This is a genomic window from Bradyrhizobium sp. WSM1417, assembly GCF_000515415.1.
GTDB lineage: Bacteria > Pseudomonadota > Alphaproteobacteria > Rhizobiales > Xanthobacteraceae > Bradyrhizobium.
The window spans coordinates 2,044,501-2,063,766 of sequence record NZ_KI911783.1 but is presented as its reverse complement, the minus strand read 5'-3'; the positions used below and the strand labels follow the sequence as shown (position 1 = coordinate 2,063,766).

The window sequence follows — 19,266 nt, the reverse complement described above, 5'->3', positions numbered from 1 at the left end:
ATACAATCTGCTTGATGCTTGCGGTCCATTGTAACGATGTCCTCTCTGGACATCATTAAGCCGCACGAAATCGACGCGCGCCTTTGTAAACTATAGGAATACGAAAGGTTGCGAAACCTTTCATTCGGCCCGAGCGTCGCGCCTCAGGTTAGCCGTCGAACTATGCATACAGACGTGTGGCACGCAATCGGAGGTCCAGCGACAGTCGCACTGAGAGCCGACCGCAAGCGTTCCAAAACCCATCTGCTGGCTGTTCGGCTCGAAGCCATTTCCTGCTATCATTAATCTCGCCATCATCTCAGATGGGCGGGCCAGTTGATAGCCGCATCCTGGTAGGTCGCCGTGCACGCCTTCTGCGGAAACGCTCGATGATTGCGTGGCGTTCGGCGGCCTTTCGCTCCTTCAGGGCCTTACGCGCGGCTCTCAGTCACTCGTAGAGTTCGCGCCGCGCACCGGCCCGAGCCCACCGCGGAAGCCAACGTACGCCCGCCAGCTTGCGACGGAATTCCAATTTCAGTGCGAGATCCTGCGCTTCACTCTCCTCCGCCAACCGATCAACGCCGGCATCGTCCCTCAATTGGTTTGCCGAAGGAGATGGGGGCTCGGCCGTGGCGGGGCCGGCCCCTGAGTCATTCTCTATAGAGTGCCTTCTGCCGATCGCGCCATCCGGCATCTTCCTCCTCGCGTCCACGGTGCTGCTCCTGCTTGAGCGCGTTCTCGGCCGCTTCGCGGAATTGATCCGCCCTCTCCTCGGCCGATACCGGCTCGGGACGAGCCGAGCCAAGGTTCGTCAAAAAGGAAAACACGCCATCAACAAGCGCGCCCATGCTGGCCGCGGCCTTGCGGGGTCCAAACTCCGCAGCCTGTGAAAGGCCCCGGCGCGACAGATGGGCATTGCCGCCGATATGCTCGACCTCAGCCCGTTCAGGGGACCGCGGCCGCTCGGATTCGGTGTTGCGGGTCACTTCGGCGGCAGCTTCACGGAAGCCTACGCGTCATTGCCGCCTAGCGGCTTCGCTCCTGATTCTTCAGCCAGGAGACATAATCAAAATACCTGGGATCGCCGCCGCCTCCGTTGAGATAGCAGGCCCAAGCTTGCGCTCTTTCGAGATCGGCGCGCTCGATGGCCGACAGATTGTCAACGCGCTCGCAGAGTGGATTCCAGATCATATGCTGCGGATCATGAGTCATTAACCCGAGTCCCTATTTCTATTGAGCCATTATAGGTGTCAGCTTCGCCGCCTCCACTCTTGGGCGGCCGCTTTACGAAGCTTTCCGGCTGTTTCGCAGACAATCCGCACCTATCTGCGGTACCGCGACGGTACTCTGCGGAACGGCATGTCTCGTGCCAGCACAAGACGGGAGGCCAGTTTGAATATCTTTCGAAACGCTTTGCTCAACGAAGTGGCGAACAATGCGATTTATGCATTCTTCGAAGTGGTACGGTCGGCGCTGGCGATCGCGCGCATGTTGAACGGCTTGTGCTTTCTGGCCGCATCGGCCGGCCTGCTGGGAGTCGCGATCGGTCTTGTCCGGCTGTACGGCGACGAGATCCCCGCTTGCGACGTTCTTGCATTCCTTGTTGCCTGGTGGGCTTTTGCGATGATGGTTTCCGGTTTGGAGCGCATTGGGCGGTGTAGGCCGAAAGCGTTACCTGATCATCCACCGGTTGCCCTGGAGACTTCGGCGTCGCAGCCGGTCATTGCGATCCCCTTCGTGCGGCGCCAAGCGACCAACATGTGAATGGGAGCTGGCAGCGGCATCCTGATTTGCTAAAAGTGTGCGCCAGCAGGATGCCAGAGCACGCCAAACTGAACCCAATTGCTCCAGCATCGCGTCGACCGGCTTCCGGTACGCGGTTTTCCACATTCGCTCCGCGAGATCCCGTTCATCAGGGCCGCACACGTCGCAGTAGATCGCGGTCGTTTTTGGGGAGGCGTGGCCTAGCCAGCGCTGGACTAGGCTCTGAGGCACGAGGTTGGCGATAGCGTTGACCCCAAAACCATGTCTCAGGCCCTTGGGCATAGCAGCCGTTCGAGTGATATCGGCGAGCGCCATCACCTCCTTGACCCTCCGCCATGCCGTCATCCGGCTCCAGCGCCAAAGGCGCCTGGTGGCTTCCAGCGGGTCTCGTTGGCGCTCGCGAATACCGAATGCGCGGTCGAGATCGTGTATCAGGCCGCGCGGCAGCGGGACCTGCCGGACGATGCCCGGTTTGCGGCGCTTGAGAGTTCGTATTGTAACCGCGCAGGCGTCGAGATCGACAGCCACGGGTGTGAGCGCAAGCACCTCGGATATCCGCCCACCGCTGAGCGAAAGCGTAAGACAAAACAAGCGGATGTCGGTCTTGGCGCGTGCGGCAGCTTTAGCAAACCGCCGCCTCTCGGCAGCATTCAGATACTTGCGACCGCCTGCCTGCTCAAAGAGACTTGCTCCAGCGCTTGCATAATCCAGCATCACGCCCTCGCCTGAAATGGTATTGCCAATACTGGTTCAGCACGAGATGTCCCCTAAAAATCTGCGAAGAGCGCGCGGCTGGTAGAAAATTCGTCTTAGAGTCTAGCGTTGAGTTAGAGCCATTTTCAAGGCTTTTCCGCTAGTTTGAAACCGTATTGGCAATACCGTCGCAACGACATTCAATCGAACAAAGACAACTTCTACATAACCGCTGGGAAATGGGGTTGGCGGTCATCCAAGCTCCGCGCCGCCCGGGCGTTATGCGTGGTCAGCGCACTCACCATTCTTTCCGGTGAAAATGCATTGGGCGGAGCGGCTCTTGAGCAGAGCGGTACCTTGTCCCAATCGCCCACCTCGAGCGCTGCTACAAAACGAGCAGCCGAGGCGGGCGGCGCAGGTGGAATCGGCTCGCCGCCGCCCGCAGCGCGTTCGGCGGACGCATCGAACACCGGAACGCTATCGGATAAGGATTTGTTCAAGAAGGGCGAAGACGCAATAGACCGCGACGACTATCGGTTGGCATTCCCCTACTTTCAAGAACTGGCGAACCGTGGAAATGCCCCAGCACAATACATTCTCGGTATTCTTTTTCTGGACGGTAACGGGGTCGCGCAGGACGGCGAACAGGCTCGCTACTGGCTCTCGAAAGAGTCGGCGCAAGGCTACGAGCGCGCCACCAAAAAGTTGACGGAGCTCGGAGTAAAGACAGTACCGGGCGGCAACGGAGCACCCTCGAATAGCGGTGCTCAGCAGCATCTCGCGCAGTCTGCCGACACGCCAACTGATGAGGATATTGTGGAGCTAACGCGCAATCGTCTTCGCGAAGATTCGCGTGAGGCGGTTCGCGCCCACTATGGCAACCTCGACAAGCTGGGAAGTGGTGATGTGCTCCAGGTTATACAGGGCACGACACACCCTATACCTCGCAAGCGGTGCTTTCCTGCTCCGCGAATGCACCTGCGCAAAAGGTGACCGGATTCGGTTCGGGAGCGTACTCGGAAAAACTGGAGGCTGGCACAAGGCAGCGGTTTTCCGGCTTCAGCCAGCCGCGCCAATGCGGTGACGATGTATTCCGGATATTGGTGACCGGCGGGCCGCCAAACTTCGGCGGCGGCGGCATGCCCCAACGCATTTTGATGAGCTCGCGGCCGCCATCCTCATTGCGCACGACGGGAGCCTCATAATCCGGAAACACGCCCGGCATGCTCGGCAGGTTGCCGGCGCTGTCGCGCGTCACGCCGAACAATCTGCGGATGGCGTCCTGATTTTTCGTGATGCTGTAGAGGTTGCACATGACGGAACGATATCACAGCGATCGACGCGTGCGCAAAACCGCGAGCGCCGCCGAACCTCTGCAGCTTCTATCGTCTTGCTCAGGGTCTACGGAATAGAATGAATAACCTTGCTTCCTTCACGGTAGACGATCGAGCTGCCGAGCGAGAGATTGTCAGGAAAAACGACAAGGACCTGGTGCCAAGGAAGTTTCGCCGACGTGGCTTTGAACCCTTCGATCCCGGTTGTGTAAAGGGCATGCCCGAGATGTTGGGTGTCGCTCACTCCTGTCGGTGCCCTTACAGAAGTATAGGGCGTTCTGTAGTCATACCCTTTCCAATCGCCAGTCAGTTCCTGCACGCTGGTAGCGAGCGAGGCCTGTGAGCGTGGATCGCTAATGTCAGCCACGCGGTTCAAGACAACTTGGATTGTTAGCTGAGCAAAACTCTTCTGCTTATTTGCAACGTAGTTTCCTGGCGTTGGAAAGCCGAGCTGCTGTCCGACCTCGTACTGGGCACAGGTAGGATCGTCCACCAGATAAAGACACGCGTATCTGTTGGCCGGTTTCAGCTTTCGTCCTGCATTGAAGCGGGTAATGGATATCTTCATTCGACTATGAATGAAGTGGGCCGCCAAAAACCGTGTGTCCACGGCACGGTACCATGTCCCAGTTTCAGGAGATGTCGGCAGCGACGAGCATGCAGAAAGGTTCACGATCTACACTATCGTATTGAGAATGGGAGGAAGGAAAATCTAGGAAATGGCGGCGACTACATATTGGCGCACGATATCGCGTAGTCGGATCTCTTCGGGCGTACCAATAAGCTCTTCGGGCTTTCTGTTGTTAAACAGAATGTTCTTCGTGTGCAACCAGTCCTCGCCTATCGTCTTTACAATCTCCTTGCGAATGTCCGGATTCTCATCGTCCAGAAGAGTGGTGTCTGGCTCCGAGAGTTCTTCCGGCAGTTCGTAAGGATAGGGATCGTGCATTTGTTCACCGCGGGGCTGTGACAAGCGAACACGCTAAAGACGACAGCGCAGTATCACCGCTGAATCATGATAGCGCCGTTAAAGAGGCTATTGCAAGTTCCTCTCTGCGGTCTCGATGAAAGTTGATGCAGGTGGCAGAGCGGCTAGCTTTCCACGCATTAGTTGCAATTCGGCACCACATCGGGTTTCTCCGACCTCAGCAACGCGCGACGCCGGCGACCGTTCCTGGCCCCGCCAGCCGCGCTTGGTCCGAAAAACAGCAAGCATTTCAGCATCATAAAAGACCATTGACTCTTAGGCTGACTTTGACGTTCTCTGTTTGTTCTAATCCAGCCCGGTCACGTCATGCAGCTTGCCGCCCCCCATTCCCCAGCCCTGACCGCGCTTCGCGAGAAGCTCGGGCGCATGTGCGCGGGTGGTGAGGCCGATCGCAAGGCGCTTCCCTTCGGCATCGACGCCGTTGATCGTTGGTTGCCGGGAGGCGGGCTTGTTCTCGGCGCCGTTCACGAGATTTGTGAGCAGGGGACCGATGCGGCGCGCGCCTCCCTCTCCGCTCTGTTTGCCGCTGCTATTCTTGCGCGCCTGCCGGGGCCGGTCATCTGGTGTCTTCATAGCCGCGATCTTTTTGCGCCGGCACTGGCGCGCGTGGGATTGCATCCGGATCGCGTCATTTACTGTGAGACCTGGAAGGACTCGGAAGTTCTGCCGGCGATGGAAGAAGGCTTGCGACATGGTGGACTGGCTGGCGTGGTGGGCGAACTTGTCCGGCTTCCCCTCACGCCTTCGCGGCGTTTGCAACTGGCGGCCGAAGCATCTGGCGTGGTCGCCTTTGTGCTGCGGCGCTCCGGAGCCAAGGCCGACGAAAACAACGCATGCTTTTCACGCTGGCGCCTGAGTTCTTCACCTTCCGGTCCAATGTCTGATTTCGATATGGGGCGTGCCTGCTGGCAGCTCGAACTGCTTCGGTGCCGTGGGGCCGAAGCCAACACCTGGACTGTGGAGGCCCCTGATGCGAAGGGTCATCTCGCTATTCCTGCCGACCTGGGCGACCGATCGCCTGCGCCGGCAGAATGGCGGCTTGCCACAGCCTGATGTGCCGCTGATCATTGCAAGGCAGGATGGCAATCAGCGGGTGATCGCTGCCGTCGATGAAGCCGCGCGGCGGTTGAAGCTGCGTCCCGGCATGACAGTAGCTCATGCCCAGTCGCTGGTACCCGATCTCGCGATCGCCGAGGCACAGCCTTATGAGGATGAAGCAAGTCTCGCGCGGCTAGCCCTTTGGTGCACGCGTTATTCGCCTGTGGTTGCAACCGATCCGCCGCAGGGACTTTTCATCGATATTGCGGGCTCGGCGCATCTCTTCAAGGGCGAAGCTGCTCTTCTCGCCGATGTGAAGCAACGGCTGGCGGCATCCCGCATTGCGGCCAGAGTTGCCGTTGCCGATACGCCGGGCTGTGCGTGGGCAATGGCCCGTTCTGGCAAGGAAGAAATCGTGGCACCGGGCCGCGCCGCCGAGCTTTTGGGCAGCTTGCCGATCGAGGCGCTGCGGCTGAGCGCTTCTGTTGTGGAAAGCCTGCGCGATGTCGGCATTGAGCGGATTGCGCAACTGGCGACCAAGCCGCGCGGCGGTTTGCAGACCCGTTTTGGATCGGATGTGTTGTTGCGCATGGATCAGGCTTTGGGCGCGGCATCCGAAGTGCTGGTGTCGATCATTCCGCCGGAAGTGCCGCGTACCAGACTGCGATTCCCCGAGCCACTTGGCGATCCGGAAGATCTTCAGCGCGTGATCGTACTCCTTTGCAAGGATCTTGTTGCGGAGCTCGAACGACGCGGCGTGGGCGCGCGACGGCTCGATCTCGTCTTCATGCGGGTCGACAATATCGCGCAGGCGGTGCGCGTCGGCACATCGCGGCCCAACCGCAATGCCGCGCATCTTGCAAAGCTGCTGGGCGAGCGGCTGGTGCTGGTCGATCCCGGCTTTGGCATCGAAGAAGCCACCCTCACCGCTTCCTGGATTGAGGCCGTCACGGAAAAGCAGATTGTCGGATCGCACGTTGCGAGACCCGGCGAGGATGCGGATGTCAGCGACCTTGTCGACAGGCTGCGGGTCAAGCTGGGGGCCGAGCGTGTCTTTCGGATTGTACCGGTCGAAAGCGACATTCCCGAACGCGCCATCAAACGGGTCCCGGCGATGGCGAAGGCAAGTGGCGTCACCTGGCCGGATGATCTTCCGCGGCCTTCCCGGCTACTGACACCGCCCGAGATCGTCAGTGCGGTCGCGGAGATTCCGGATGCGCCGCCGCGGTTCTTTGTCTGGCGCAAGGTCCGCCACCGGGTGGTGAAGGCCGACGGGCCCGAGCGCATTCTTGGCGAATGGTGGCGCAGCGATCAGGAGATCGCGATGCAGCGCGATTATTACCGGGTCGAGAACATGCAGGGCGAGCGCTTCTGGCTGTTCCGCGATGCGCCGGCCGATCAGGGCGGCCGCTGGTGGCTGCATGGCATCGGTGAAGCATAACCGCCATCCGAAGTGTCTGATCAAGTTTGGATTGAAGGAAACCTTATATGAATCTACAGATGGAACTTATTCTCACAGGAGAACGCTATGTCGGCTGACATCTTATTCCGAAACATCATTATCGACAAAGATCTGGTCACTGGAAAACTGAAGCATCTTTATGCACCGGTGATGCTTATCGGCGAGAATGTTCAAGTAGCAGACTTTCGCAACACTGAAAAAGCGCAATACGAGGCATTGGCCGGCGAAACGAGTTATTTAGCAGTTACGACACCGATTATCACTCCGGATAAAAGAGCTCACTTCAGGGATGATCCGGTACTCGCCCCGGAATATGATGGTGAAGACCCCGATCTCGACGACCCATTGCAATCGATCGAGTTTGACTCCTTGATACTGTCAGATCGAACGGAGCTGAAGAGCCTCGTGACAAACCACATGGGCCTTCATCCCCAATGTATTGTTTTGATCTTGGCGTCCGTTGGCGTTTCGATTCCACTCCCGCCGTTGACATTTGACAACTTGACCAAAGACGACATCAATTTGCTTAAACAGAAACTGAAGGACGCGCGAAAGCAGTACCTCCATGCAGTTTTTGATTTAGCTAAACAAAGTCGGGAGGCGCTGAAGGCAGAAAACTTTGATGAGGTTGTTCGATGGGCAACTCATGAGGCGTACTTTAACATCGCTCCAAAAGCTCGAGAGTACGCAAAAGCGGCCGAGGCTTACGAACTCAAGCAATCGAATGGGCCCCGGCAAATTGCAGGGGCATTTCCAACCATCTCCTCTCTGCACACCGCTGGGCGCAAAGCGATGGGGCCACTGATCAAGTCCTTGGTTAAATTCGATTGGATCGGTGCACTGGGCGAAACTTCTGCTGCTTTGGCAGAGGCGCTCCCCTCCTGGACTCCGCCGAAGCCCGATCCACTTGTCAATTACGCCATACAACTCAAGACCGATATCGAGCTTCGCCCGAAAAACCAGACGGAATGATCTACTCCGAGCTTCAAGCCACCAGTCACTTTTCCTTTCTGCGCGGCGCCTCCAGTTGTGAAGAGCTGCTCGCCGCGGCGGCGCTGCTCGGCATTCCGGCGGTCGGCATCGTTGATCGGAATTCGCTCGCCGGCATCGTGCGGGCCCATGAAGCTGCGAAAGTGACCGGGACGCGGCTCATCGTTGGTTGCCGGCTCGATCTCGAGGATTTTCCGTCGCTTCTGGTCTATCCCACGGACCGGGCGTCCTATGGTCGTCTCTGCCGTCTTCTCACACTCGGCAAGAGCAGGGCCGGCAAGGGCAAATGCAGCCTTGCCTTCAAGGAAGTCGCCGCATGGTGCGAGGGTCTGATCGGAATCCTTGTCAGCGACAGACCAGGCGAAACTTTCGCCGACGAGCTGGCACAATATCGCAATGCGTTCGGCAATCGCGCCTACTGCGCCCTCACCCGCCGTTTTCGGCCCAACGATGCCGCCATCTTGGAAAAGATGGCGCAGGCGGCGAGCAGGGCCAGAGTGCCGGTCGTCGCGACAGGTGACGTGCTCTATCACACACCCGAGCGCCGCATGCTGCAGGATGTCGTGACCTGCATCCGGCTCAAGACCACAATCGACCGGGCAGGATTCCTTAAAGAGAGACACGCGGATCGCTTTCTGAAAGCCCCGGACGAAATGGAGCGCCTCTTCCGGCGCTATCCCGAAGCGATCCGGCGCACCGAAGAGATTGCCGGGCGCTGCAACTTCTCGCTGGACGAACTGACATACAGCTATCCGACTGAAGTTCTGCAGGACGGCCTCACGGCGCAGGAGCGCCTGGAAAAGCTGACCTGGGAAGGTGCAGCGCAACGCTATCCGGAGGGCCCGCCGGACAACGTCGCCATGCAGCTGCGGCATGAGTTGAACCTGATTGAACGCGTGCAGTATGCGCCCTACTTCCTGACCGTCGATAGCATCGTGCGCTTTGCGCGTTCGAAAGGCATTCTTTGTCAGGGCCGCGGCTCGGCCGCGAATTCTGCTGTCTGTTTTGTGCTCGGCATTACCTCGATCGATCCCGTGCGTCAGGGACTGCTGTTCGAACGATTCGTCTCGGAAGAGCGTCGCGAGCCGCCGGATATCGATGTCGATTTCGAGCACGAGCGGCGCGAGGAAGTGATCCAGTGGATCTACGAGACTTACGGGCGGACGCGCTCCGCCCTCACCTGCACGGTGACACGCTACCGGGCCCGCGGTGCGGTCCGTGAAGTTGGCAAGGCGCTCGGTGTGCCCGAAGACATCACGGCCGCGCTTGCAAGGCTCACCTGGGGCTTGAGCGATGATGGCGTTTCCGACAGAGAACTGCAGGAACTCAACCTCAACAGCGCCGACCGGCGTCTCAGGATGACGCTTGGCCTTGCCAGGGAGCTGATGGGCGCGCCCCGGCATCTTTCGCAGCATCCAGGCGGCTTTGTGCTGACGCTTGACCGGCTTGATGAACTGGTGCCGGTCGAGCCAGCCGCCATGGAGAACCGTCAGGTCATCGAATGGGACAAGGACGATATCGATGCGCTGAAATTCATGAAGGTTGATGTGCTCGGGCTTGGCATGCTGGGCTGCATGCGCCGGGCCTTCGATCTTCTCAAATCATCCAAAAACATTGCTCTCGATCTGGCGACGATCCCGGCGGAAGACCCGGCGACTTACGCAATGATCCGTAAGGCTGATACGGTCGGCGTCTTTCAGATTGAAAGCCGCGCGCAAATGGCGATGCTGCCGCGCCTGGCACCCAAACGCTTTTATGACCTCGTCATTGAAGTCGCAATCGTGCGGCCGGGACCTATTCAGGGGGATATGGTGCATCCTTACCTGCGCCGCCGCGAAGGCAGGGAGCCGGTGGTATTTCCCAAGCCCGAACTCGAAAAGGTGCTCGGCAAGACGCTCGGCGTACCGTTGTTTCAGGAGCAGGCGATGCAGGTGGCGATGGTCGCCGCCGGCTTCTCGGCAACCGAAGCGGATCAGTTGCGCCGGGCTATGGCAACCTTCAAGTTCACGGGCGGCGTCAACAAGTTCCGGGACAAGCTGATCAAGGGCATGATCGACAATGGTTATGACCAGGACTTTGCGGAACGCACCTTCAAACAACTGGAAGGCTTCGGCTCATACGGCTTTCCGGAAAGTCATGCCGCCAGTTTTGCGCTGATTGCCTATGCCTCATCCTGGATGAAATGCCATCATCCGGATGTGTTCTGCTGCGCAATCCTCAATGCGCAGCCGATGGGCTTTTATGATCCTTCGCAGCTGGTGCGCGATGCCAGACAGCATGGCGTTGTTGTACGGCCAATCGACGTCAATGCTTCCGAATGGGACTGCACGCTGGAGCCGCTCGACGACAAGCACCGCGCGGTGCGCCTCGGTCTGCGCATGGTACGCGGCCTGACTGAGAATGACGGCAAACGCCTCGCCACGGGCCGGGGCGCCACGCCCTACGCCAGCATTCTTGAGCTTTCCAGCCGCGCCGGTCTCGGTCCCGGCGCCTTGGTACGCCTTGCCCGATGCGATGCTTTTCAGTCGATCCATATCAGCCGTCGCGAGGCGTCCTGGGCCATCAAGTCGCTGCGTTCGGACACACTACTCCTCTTTGCCGAGGCTGACCGGCGTGAGCAGGGCATCCAGCCCGAGATCAAAGAAACCGCCGTCGTCCTGCCCCCAATGACCAAAGGCCGCGAAGTGGTCGAGGATTACCGCTCGCATGGCCTGACACTGCGCGCGCATCCCATGGCTTTCCTGCGCGAGGGGCTGACACAGAACGGAATTCGGCCGTGTCGCGACCTCCAGATGGTCAAGGATGGATCGCGCATATCGGTAGCAGGGCTGGTGCTGGTGCGGCAGAAGCCCGGCTCGGCCAAGGGCGTTATGTTCATCACACTCGAGGATGAGACTGACATCGCCAATCTGGTCGTCTGGCCATCACTGTTCGACAGGCAGCGCCGAGCGATACTCGGAGCGCAGATGATGACCTGCCGCGGCCGCGTGCAGTGCGCGAATGGGGTCGTGCATCTGATCGCCGAGCATCTGACGGACGAGACCGAGCTGCTGAACAGCGTTGGCGGCCAGAACGAGCCCTTCATCCTCCCGGCAGGGCGCGGTGACGAAGCCAGGCATCCCGGCGGTCCTGATCCGCGCGGTGAAGTACCGATAAGGAAAGTCCGCGATATCTACATCCCGGACCTCCACATCGACACGCTGAACGTCAAGGCGAGGAATTTCCGGTAAGCAGGCACAATCCCACACCGGTCTGCGGGCGCGTCTTCGCTCTCTCGATCGCGCCGCATCCGCTGCAGCAAGCTTCGAGCCTTGTGTACAAGGATAGCCAACTCACGATCCCGCTTAGAAGTGTTCCTGCGGCTCGTGAAAGGCTACCGAAAGCTGGTGGTCACGCTCCAAGATTGCGTAAATGACCGCCAAAACATCTGTCATGAGGGCTTCGTCACGGGCGCGGTCAGCAGGAGACAGTTTGTTGCCGTGAAAGAGATTGTTGCGGACGCGCCAGACGGCATCAAGAAGCTGCCGCGCCGTTGCAAGTGGGGGCTCTGGATCGCCAAATTGAGGGACAGCGCCTCCGCGCGCCAAGAGATTCTTTGCTGGACGGTTGATCAGGGTTGCAGCAACACCGGGCTGCCTTATGACCTCAAAAAAGTCGGCAGGCAGCCGCTCCTCAAGTCTTCGACGACAGCCCTCCGCAGCTCCGCGTGGTTTCAGGCAATTACAATACTTCATCGCGAATTCGAAGCGCGCGAACGTCGCAAAGAAGCGCAGCGTCAAATCGTGAGGCAGGCCGTTAAGAAGCTCGTGCGTGCTGAGCTCGGGAGCTGCTCTGTCTTCGGCGTAGTGATCGACCGGCATTGTGTGGCGTCTCCTAATCCGAAGCGATGCCGGTGATATTCTCTATCTCGCCCGCAGCGATGGAGTCCTTCTTGTCCATCATAGCGCTGTTGAGACCAAAACTCTCGGGACTTGGAAACGGACGATACCGCCGCTTGGCTCGTTGCCACCTGTGCAACGACATATTGTAGCGGTAATTGTTGATGGAGAATTCGACAGCGCCCAAGTGCGATGCATCATTCATTCCCTGCGCCCCCATCATTTCACGTCTAATGGCGGCAGCAATCAGCCAGTGCTCGGCTGCCTCGAGATACTGAGCCGTCACATGGTATTGCCGGGCATGACGCTCGACGCCGTGATATTCATTGTTGGTCTTGCGGGCGGTGCGAGAGTCCGCAACGTCTGGTCTTTTCCAGTTGAAGTCTGGCTCCATGTAAGGAAATAGCGCCGTTATCCCGGCACTCCCGCCATAATGCTTTTTGATATAGCGTCCGACTTGCTTGTTATACCCTGAACGCCAGAGTGATCGCATACATTTCCCCGAACTTGTCCGATTGTGCCGAGCCGTATTCACCGATCTTAGGTTACGTATAAACTATCCTACAGCTGTTAGGGCCTTTTCCTCCAAGTGGGCGTGCCATGCGTTTTCCGATGCCAAACTATCCGTGCGACTTTGAGATCCCGGATGCCTGGATCGCCGAGGCCGGATTCGCTGGTTTCAAGGCGAAGCAGCCGGCTTATCGTTCCAGTTCGGACGCGAGCATGATCCCACTCGAACAGATCGAACCGTTAGGTCGGTTCAAAAGTCATCCTCTGGACTTTCGCGGCTTCAGCCGCGAGCGGCTGGTCCGTGTGCTCAAGGGATTTGTTGCGGATGACACGATCGAGGCAGTCCCCGCCATTCGTCTCCCGGTCCGCGACTTCTGTTCAGGTACGTTTCGCTATCGGGTGTGCAACGGCGTCCACCGCTACTATGCGTCGATTGCAGCGGGTTTCAGTATGTTGCCTGCAAACCTTGAATGACGGCGCTTTTGAAAACCCGAACTGGGCTCGCCCCGTTCAGGAGAGTTAGGAAGGCACAAAGCACACCCCAAAGATTAAAACACGATAATATCAATAACATACTGCGACATTTGCATGATACTTCAATGACATTTCTTGCATTTTGCCCGCCTTAGGCCTATATTGGTGCTCATGATCAAGCTTGAGCAACTCAAACGTCATCTGAAGCCAGGCCAAGCCTATCGACGGGCGGATTTGGCCCGCTGGTCGACGTCTGTCGATCGGCATCTCAAGCAGTTGGTTGAGCAGGGCACGCTCAGGAAGCTTTCGGGTGGTCTCTACGTCTACCCCAAGGAAACGGCTTTCGGTCCGGCTCCTGCTTCCGACAAGGATGTCGTGAGCGCCTTTCTGAAGGACGATACGTTTCTGCTGGCCTCACCCAATGCCTACAACAGTCTGGGCGTTGGAACGACACAGCTCTACGACAAGACCATCGTCTACAATCACAAGCGCCACGGAGAGTTTCAGCTCGGCAATCGCAAGTTTGCCTTCCGCATGAAGCCACGTTTTCCAAAGTCGTTGACGCACGAATTTCTGCTCGTCGATCTCGTCAACAACGTCGATCAGCTTGCGGAGGCGAAGGACGAGGTTCTCAAGCGGGTCGAGCAGCGTGCTGCGTCTTCCGATCGTCGCCGCTTGCGCCGCGCTGTCCGCGAGTATGGAAACGAACGAACGAAGAAATTCTTCGATCGCGCCTTAAGAGCGAGCGAACTGCATGCCGCGTGATTTCCTCCACAATCACCCGCAATTCGCGGATCTGATCCGGATTGTGGCGGAAGAAAAGGGCATTGATCCAGCCCTGGTCGAAAAAGACTACTGGATCATGCATTGCCTTTACGGGCTCCAGCAGCTTGGGTTCACCTTCCAGCTCAAGGGCGGAACATCCCTTTCCAAGGGACATCAGATCACCAATCGCTTTTCAGAGGACATCGACATCCTGATCGAGCCTCCGAAGGACCGGGACGTGAAGACGGGCAGGCATCAGAACAGCGCGGCGCAAATCAAGACGCGCACGGACTTCTATGAGTGGCTGGCGCAAACGATCAAAATCGACGGCATTGTAAACGTCCAGCGCGACACCGAGTTCGACGACGTGCCAAACTATCGCAGCGCTGGCATCAAGCTGAACTACACGACGGTTGTCGAGGCGATGGAAGGTCTTCGGGAGGGCGTGCTGCTCGAGGTCGGCTTCGACACGCTGGCTCCGAACGCGCCGAAGGACATCAGTTCCTGGCTTTACGACCGGGCCGTTGCGAGCAAGGTGGACGTCATCGACAACCGCGCGAAGGCAGTGCCATGCTATGATCCCGGCTACACCTTCGTGGAAAAATTGCAAACGATCTCGACCAAATTCCGCAAGCAGCAAGCAGATGGCAGCGATCCGGTGGGATTTATGCGCCACTACTATGATGTCTATGAGCTACTAAAACGGCCCGAGGTTCAAAAGTTCATTGGCACCGCCTCCTACACCGCGCACAAGCAGGCGCGTTTCCGGCAAGGCGACAATCAGAACATTGCCGAGAACGACGCCTTCATCTTGAGCAACGCGAAAACGCGGGCACTCTAGCCGACGCCTACGAGCGCAGCAGCGCGCTCTACTACGGAGGCAAGCCCAACTTTGAGCAGATACTAGCTGAGGTCGAAAAGTGGCTAGGCAAGCTCTATCACACAAGCTAGAGTGGTGAAGGGACTACATGAGTACTGCGTTCGCATATAAGAAGGAATACGCGTTCAACGCCATTTGCCCGTATTATACGATGTTTCCTTTGGAGTTTCCCATGCATCTCCTTGGGAAGCACCAAGAGGACTCCCCCACCGTCTGGGACCCCTTCTGCGGCCGAGGGACTACGATTTACGCGGCCCGAAAGCTGGGCTTGCGGACCTACGGTCTCGACAGTTCTCCTATTGCGACAGCAATTGCCCAGGCCAAGCTCGCTAGCGCCAAGACGACGGACGTGATTGCGCTCGCGAACAAGCTCGTCGCGAAGGCGCCGAGAGATGTACCTGATAGCGTGTTTTTTCGGCGCGCGTTCTCCAACCAAACCCTCAAAGAGATTTGCAGCCTACGTGAAGGATTGCTGAAGGCAAAGGCAACCAGCGAAGCCGCGATCCTACGGGCAGCGGCACTTGGCTGCTTGCACGGACCACTTCCAGTCGGAAACGGAACGCCGAGCTACTTCTCCAATCAGATGCCACGAACGTTCGCCTCTAAGCCCGATTATTCGGTGCGATTTTGGCGCGCACACCAGCTTCGTCCACCCAAGGCGTCCGTCATAGACGTACTAACGAAGAAGCTCGAACGCATCACTGATCTAAATGACAAATCACCTAGCCATATTCAGAACGTGAAATGCTTAGACGCACGCAAGGCGGGCTCCTTTGGACGCGTAAAGGGACCGATCGTGACGGTAATCGCCTTGCCGTGCAGGTCAGTGGTCAAAGAAATGCCACGCCAAGTAATGGGAAACTGTTCTGGCTTATATCTCGAGAAATCAAATCGGAAATTATGCGACACCGTGTTTCGAATGGCGCGCGCATATTCGTACCAGTCCGCCTCACGAAGCTTTTGGACCATCGCTCTGCCGGGGCTCGCCCGATCATAGTCCTCACAATAGTCGCCTAGTAGCTCGAACGGGAGACGAATGAGGGCATGAAGTTGGTTAAGCACAAAGTCGGTGGTGATCGAAAACCGCGACGCGTCTTGCTCTAGCAGTGTTGCAAGATCAGAGTAGGACACCCACCCGTCGAGTACTTTCATGTGTAAGCCTCGCGCCTCTTCGACAGCAGATGGCTTATACTGCGCGCCGCCTTGAAGCCAATGGCTCGAGATGATGGCCAGCCGATAGGATCGGTCTTGCCGCGCAAACTCGTCGAGAATCTCCGATTTCGTAAAGCGCATAAAGCTCCACCAACAATTCGCAGTAAGAGCTGATCGGCGAGACCTAGCTAAGGCTGTCGGTCCAGCTCTTCCAGAAGTGTCAACCCGTACTCGTCTATGGTGACATAGTCGTTCAGCAATTGACTATGAAACTCCACCTGCGGCGATTGCTCGAATATCGAGTGCGTCATTCCCTGGCACGAACCGGCATAGTGCCAATTGTTCTGCTTGAACCTTCTCGTATTCGTTCGGATCGCTTCGCGCCGGCTCTTCCCATTTGGCTTTTTCGAGTTCGTTGTATTTTGGGATGGTCGGCTTCGGCACAACGTAGGGCGGAATGTAGAGAGGGATACGGTGTGCTAGAGAGTCACGAAATTCGATTAGATTTCCAAACTATTTCTGCTTCTTATCGAGGAATGCCTGGAATTCTTTGGTCAAGCTTTTCCGGACTTTTTTCTTACCAAGACCAACGTCGTTCTTTTCCAGGTCGCTACCGTCGGGATTCTTGATTTCTTTCTCGTAAATCCAGATCCAAGCGATGTTGTCGAGGCAACCGAAGGCATTCATCGTGAAGGCCTGAATAGCGATGGCCGCATCAACCACGACCTCGCGCTCAGGAATTTTCTCCTGATCGGGAGGTAGCCGCTCATAGACCCGGTTGATTGACCGGACGAGCGTTTCCAAGCGGCGGCAAAATCCTTGTTGTGCATACTCGCCGCCCCGCTCGGTCTTGTAGGTGCGCAGGCACATCTTTTCGCGCAGCTCGTTGAAATGACGGTGCACCTCAGCTTGGCTAGCAAGAAGTTCAGTGACGCGCTCGGCGGAAACATAGCTCGGCATTAGTCTGATCCTAACATCAGCCTTCGTGCTGCAAATCGCCAACGAGGCTTTGGACCGTTGGTACGCTTGCGGGGATAGGATTTGAACCTATGACCTTCAGGTTATGAGCCTTACAATTCACGTCGCGCTCATGACATTCGTTAAAACCAGCCTTTAAACGCCTGCCAGGCGCCTTGTATTTTATTCCAAAGGTGTTTCCAGGCAATCTTGTCCCAAACGCGACCCCAGAAACCGCGTTCTCTTCTGTAGCGCTCAGCATGCGCCCCCTGCCGTACATGTTGATCACTGGCGCGGTTTGCAGCGATCTGTTCGGGAGTGAAGGCGAGCGCCCAATCTATGCGGTTATTCCTGATCCAATAATGTGACTGACAGCCCGTACTCCAGTTTCCGATAGAGGGGTATAGGCTCACAGCATTGCCCTCGATTTCCAACCGCCAGCGGCCGGGCTTCAAAGGGGTCATGATCTTTGTGCCGCATCCACAACAGCAATTGTGAGCGGCCGTTGCGTATTTTTGTGAGATGTAAATCACGCCGTTATCGAGAACTTTCGGTATCCGATCGAGAAATTTGGGCTGGATGGTCTCGATCTCTTTCATAGGACATCGTCCTTGACGAAAAGGCTATTCGCGATCGTAAAGGAAAAAAAGCGTTCCTTGCCCAGGTTAAAATAAAAGCCACGTAACTTCTTCCAAGCCATCACCGCCAAACACGCATTAAGCGCATTAAGGTCAGCAACCTGGATGTTCTTGTCGTATTCGTTGTTCGCATCATCAGATGCAAACGATATGCGCGCACGCGCAACATTGCGGGCATCCGGCAAGCTGATGACGCTACGCAGCATACCTCCGAGCGAGTTGCGTTTAGAATAGAGGCCCATACCGACGTCCGCGAAAGGAACCCCCCTCGCCTCCAGCTTGTCGACGATAGCGCGCTTTGCAGCGCCTCCTTCCATACAGAGGAAGACGAAGGACATGCCTTCAAGTTCGGCAATATTGGTTGCGTCAATCTTGACGGGATGCGGAACGATACCGCGATGCATGCGACCGTAAATCGAAACGAAGTATTCGACTTTGAGCGGCTGAAGTCGCAATTCCTCGATCGCGGGCGCCCCCGGCGCTCGAAACGCATTGTGCGTCAAGAACCTGTCAGCGTCGAAGATATGGATTTTCTTGACTGGCGTCTTAGCGACCATGTCGAGAACGTACGATCCTGTGCCGCCGACGCCAACAATAGCAATCGCGTCCTCGGCGAGCCTGGCCGTAATTGTGTTAATTTCCGCGCGCGCGGACGCGGTGTCGAGATAATTGAACGGCGAATTGTCGTCCTCCGGTTCAATCACCTTGTGTGTTTTCGCGGTGACTTCCGGGTCGATGGCGGCGACGTGCTTGCCAATCAGCGCGATGTAAGCCGTCATTTTCTCGTGATAATCCTCATAGTGCCCGCGCAACGGCTTCCGGGAGAAGGAGTGTTGGGCCATGAGCCCGCTCCCGAGGTCGAATGATCCACTGGTATGCTGCAAGACAGTCAGCGTGTTTCCCTGACTGTCGCACGGATACTCGCCGATAAATTTGGCTGTGTGATCTTGCGGACGCGCTGTCACGTCGCCGGCAAGGTCGAGGTTTGAGGCGACGGCACCGATCGCGATTTCCCTCTTGCTGTTGATGTAGGGAACGTCGTGAACAACCAAGTTCCCCACGTTGGTTATTTGGACGTTGTATCCCTCCGTGCGCAGCCGCTGGAGATCGGGACTACGATCTATTGGTATGATCGACATCGAAGATCGTGCCATGTTTCTTGACGGTGACTTTGCCGTTGGGCGGCAGATCGCCGTGATGCGGGACGCTTTTTGCGTGTTCGAAGCTGACGGTGAACTCCGGGTCGAGCCCGGTCGGCGGCACCGGATAGGCGATCTTCACGAGTTCCTCGAACGTCAGAACATCATGATCGACAACGACGGGGTCCGTGTTGACGATGATTGTATAATGCTTTTCAGGCGCGTCACCGCTGTGGAAATGCTCATCTTCGGTAAGATGGATGCTGGGGCTGTCGATGCGCACCAGCTTGTCTTCATGGTCGCCCTCAACTTCCTTGTAGAGCACCTTGCCTTCGGCAACGTGCCCCAGCTCATAAAGGTCAGCGCCGGTCGTCGGGTTGGGTGAATGATAGGGCTTCTGATCGATGTGAATGCGTACTTCGTGCTTGGCGTCGGTCATCCCTACTCTCCTTTGAGAATTTTCGAGAGCGAAGTGCCCATACGCTCGCGTAACGTGTCGAGCCGCATGTCGCTACGAACACCGGCCGCGAAATCAGGCCCATAAGACTTGCGCAGCGTGCCGACTAAGGTGTCTCCTCGCTTTTGGCGAATTTCGCCGTCCAAATCGCGGCAACGGTCGTCAAGT

Annotated in this window: 20 protein-coding genes and 2 pseudogenes; 10 read left to right on the top strand and 12 right to left on the bottom strand. The window is 57.4% G+C overall.

The features are described 5' to 3' along the window. Positions 1-629 precede the first annotated feature (629 nt). On the bottom strand, positions 630-965 hold the full coding sequence (locus tag BRA1417_RS0109930; RefSeq protein WP_027515694.1) for a hypothetical protein: 336 nt from the start codon (positions 963-965) through the stop codon (positions 630-632). A gap of 406 nt (positions 966-1,371) precedes the next feature. On the opposite strand from BRA1417_RS0109930, the gene BRA1417_RS43770 reads away from it, so the two are divergent. Then, complete coding sequence (locus tag BRA1417_RS43770; RefSeq protein ID WP_156948664.1) at positions 1,372-1,743, top strand: hypothetical protein; 372 nt, start codon at positions 1,372-1,374, stop codon at positions 1,741-1,743. Here the strand turns inward: BRA1417_RS43770 and BRA1417_RS42385 are convergent. Beyond that, positions 1,651-2,457: a site-specific integrase gene (locus BRA1417_RS42385; RefSeq protein ID WP_084462163.1), complete on the bottom strand. Its 807-nt coding sequence runs from the start codon at positions 2,455-2,457 to the stop codon at positions 1,651-1,653. The genes BRA1417_RS43770 and BRA1417_RS42385 overlap by 93 nt on opposite strands. A gap of 144 nt (positions 2,458-2,601) precedes the next feature. Here BRA1417_RS42385 and BRA1417_RS43765 point away from each other — a divergent pair, with 144 nt between their 5' ends. Further along, positions 2,602-3,429: a tetratricopeptide repeat protein gene (locus BRA1417_RS43765; protein ID WP_156948663.1), complete on the top strand. Its 828-nt coding sequence runs from the start codon at positions 2,602-2,604 to the stop codon at positions 3,427-3,429. On the opposite strand, the pseudogene BRA1417_RS39820 reads toward BRA1417_RS43765, so the two are convergent. From BRA1417_RS39820 to BRA1417_RS0109895, 3 genes and pseudogenes are all read right to left on the bottom strand, one after another. Continuing rightward, positions 3,425-3,751 (bottom strand): annotated as a pseudogene (locus tag BRA1417_RS39820) (SOS response-associated peptidase family protein); the annotation flags it as partial. The gene BRA1417_RS43765 and the pseudogene BRA1417_RS39820 sit on opposite strands and share 5 nt — an antisense overlap. A gap of 86 nt (positions 3,752-3,837) precedes the next feature. After that, the gene (locus BRA1417_RS0109900; RefSeq protein ID WP_256379152.1) at positions 3,838-4,443 is read right to left on the bottom strand and encodes an RES domain-containing protein; all 606 of its coding nucleotides are present in this window, start codon (positions 4,441-4,443) and stop codon (positions 3,838-3,840) included. Positions 4,444-4,482: 39 nt separating this feature from the next. Further along, entirely contained in the window at positions 4,483-4,719 is a 237-nt protein-coding gene (locus BRA1417_RS0109895; RefSeq protein ID WP_027515689.1) for an antitoxin Xre/MbcA/ParS toxin-binding domain-containing protein, read from the bottom strand. A 345-nt stretch (positions 4,720-5,064) separates the two neighbouring features. Here BRA1417_RS0109895 and BRA1417_RS42380 point away from each other — a divergent pair, with 345 nt between their 5' ends. From BRA1417_RS42380 to BRA1417_RS0109875, 4 genes are all read left to right on the top strand, one after another. Further along, complete coding sequence (locus BRA1417_RS42380; protein ID WP_084462161.1) at positions 5,065-5,811, top strand: damage-inducible mutagenesis protein; 747 nt, start codon at positions 5,065-5,067, stop codon at positions 5,809-5,811. Next, a complete protein-coding gene (locus BRA1417_RS0109885) occupies positions 5,729-7,237 on the top strand; it encodes a DUF6504 family protein (protein WP_027515687.1) in 1,509 nt (502 codons plus the stop codon). The genes BRA1417_RS42380 and BRA1417_RS0109885 overlap by 83 nt, the downstream gene beginning before the upstream one ends. An 87-nt stretch (positions 7,238-7,324) precedes the next feature. Next, a complete protein-coding gene (locus BRA1417_RS0109880) occupies positions 7,325-8,230 on the top strand; it encodes a hypothetical protein (protein ID WP_027515686.1) in 906 nt (301 codons plus the stop codon). Further along, complete coding sequence (locus BRA1417_RS0109875; protein WP_027515685.1) at positions 8,227-11,478, top strand: error-prone DNA polymerase; 3,252 nt, start codon at positions 8,227-8,229, stop codon at positions 11,476-11,478. Before BRA1417_RS0109880 ends, BRA1417_RS0109875 begins: the two co-directional genes overlap by 4 nt. Before the next feature lie 114 nt (positions 11,479-11,592). Here the strand turns inward: BRA1417_RS0109875 and BRA1417_RS41685 are convergent, their stop codons facing one another. Together BRA1417_RS41685 and BRA1417_RS0109865 are read right to left on the bottom strand one after the other, a co-directional pair. Further along, positions 11,593-12,108: a hypothetical protein gene (locus tag BRA1417_RS41685; RefSeq protein WP_051448298.1), complete on the bottom strand. Its 516-nt coding sequence runs from the start codon at positions 12,106-12,108 to the stop codon at positions 11,593-11,595. A 13-nt stretch (positions 12,109-12,121) separates the two neighbouring features. Next, positions 12,122-12,619: a hypothetical protein gene (locus BRA1417_RS0109865; RefSeq protein ID WP_156948661.1), complete on the bottom strand. Its 498-nt coding sequence runs from the start codon at positions 12,617-12,619 to the stop codon at positions 12,122-12,124. A 107-nt stretch (positions 12,620-12,726) separates the two neighbouring features. Here BRA1417_RS0109865 and BRA1417_RS0109860 point away from each other — a divergent pair, with 107 nt between their 5' ends. The 4 genes and pseudogenes from BRA1417_RS0109860 to BRA1417_RS46180 form a co-directional block, all read left to right on the top strand. After that, on the top strand, positions 12,727-13,110 hold the full coding sequence (locus BRA1417_RS0109860) for a hypothetical protein (RefSeq protein ID WP_027515683.1): 384 nt from the start codon (positions 12,727-12,729) through the stop codon (positions 13,108-13,110). Positions 13,111-13,281: 171 nt separating this feature from the next. Further along, positions 13,282-13,875: a hypothetical protein gene (locus BRA1417_RS0109855; protein ID WP_027515682.1), complete on the top strand. Its 594-nt coding sequence runs from the start codon at positions 13,282-13,284 to the stop codon at positions 13,873-13,875. After that, a complete protein-coding gene (locus BRA1417_RS39810) occupies positions 13,865-14,716 on the top strand; it encodes a nucleotidyl transferase AbiEii/AbiGii toxin family protein (RefSeq protein WP_245286171.1) in 852 nt (283 codons plus the stop codon). The genes BRA1417_RS0109855 and BRA1417_RS39810 overlap by 11 nt, the downstream gene beginning before the upstream one ends. 127 nt (positions 14,717-14,843) lie before the next feature. Continuing rightward, a pseudogene (locus tag BRA1417_RS46180) lies at positions 14,844-15,053 on the top strand (DNA methyltransferase); the annotation flags it as partial. 434 nt (positions 15,054-15,487) lie between these two features. On the opposite strand, the gene BRA1417_RS45400 reads toward BRA1417_RS46180, so the two are convergent. The 5 genes from BRA1417_RS45400 to BRA1417_RS0109820 form a co-directional block, all read right to left on the bottom strand. After that, complete coding sequence (locus BRA1417_RS45400) at positions 15,488-16,048, bottom strand: hypothetical protein (RefSeq protein ID WP_027515681.1); 561 nt, start codon at positions 16,046-16,048, stop codon at positions 15,488-15,490. 372 nt (positions 16,049-16,420) lie between these two features. After that, positions 16,421-16,867, bottom strand: a complete 447-nt coding sequence (locus BRA1417_RS0109835; RefSeq protein ID WP_027515680.1) for a hypothetical protein — start codon at positions 16,865-16,867, stop codon at positions 16,421-16,423. A gap of 140 nt (positions 16,868-17,007) precedes the next feature. Next, positions 17,008-17,463 carry a DUF6527 family protein gene (locus tag BRA1417_RS39805; protein ID WP_063628381.1) on the bottom strand — a complete coding sequence of 152 codons (456 nt, stop codon included), beginning with the start codon at positions 17,461-17,463 and terminating at the stop codon, positions 17,008-17,010. After that, complete coding sequence (locus BRA1417_RS0109825) at positions 17,460-18,641, bottom strand: ThiF family adenylyltransferase (RefSeq protein WP_027515679.1); 1,182 nt, start codon at positions 18,639-18,641, stop codon at positions 17,460-17,462. Before BRA1417_RS0109825 ends, BRA1417_RS39805 begins: the two co-directional genes overlap by 4 nt. After that, on the bottom strand, positions 18,616-19,080 hold the full coding sequence (locus BRA1417_RS0109820) for a multiubiquitin domain-containing protein (RefSeq protein WP_027515678.1): 465 nt from the start codon (positions 19,078-19,080) through the stop codon (positions 18,616-18,618). Before BRA1417_RS0109820 ends, BRA1417_RS0109825 begins: the two co-directional genes overlap by 26 nt. Between the last annotated feature and the right edge of the window lie 186 nt (positions 19,081-19,266).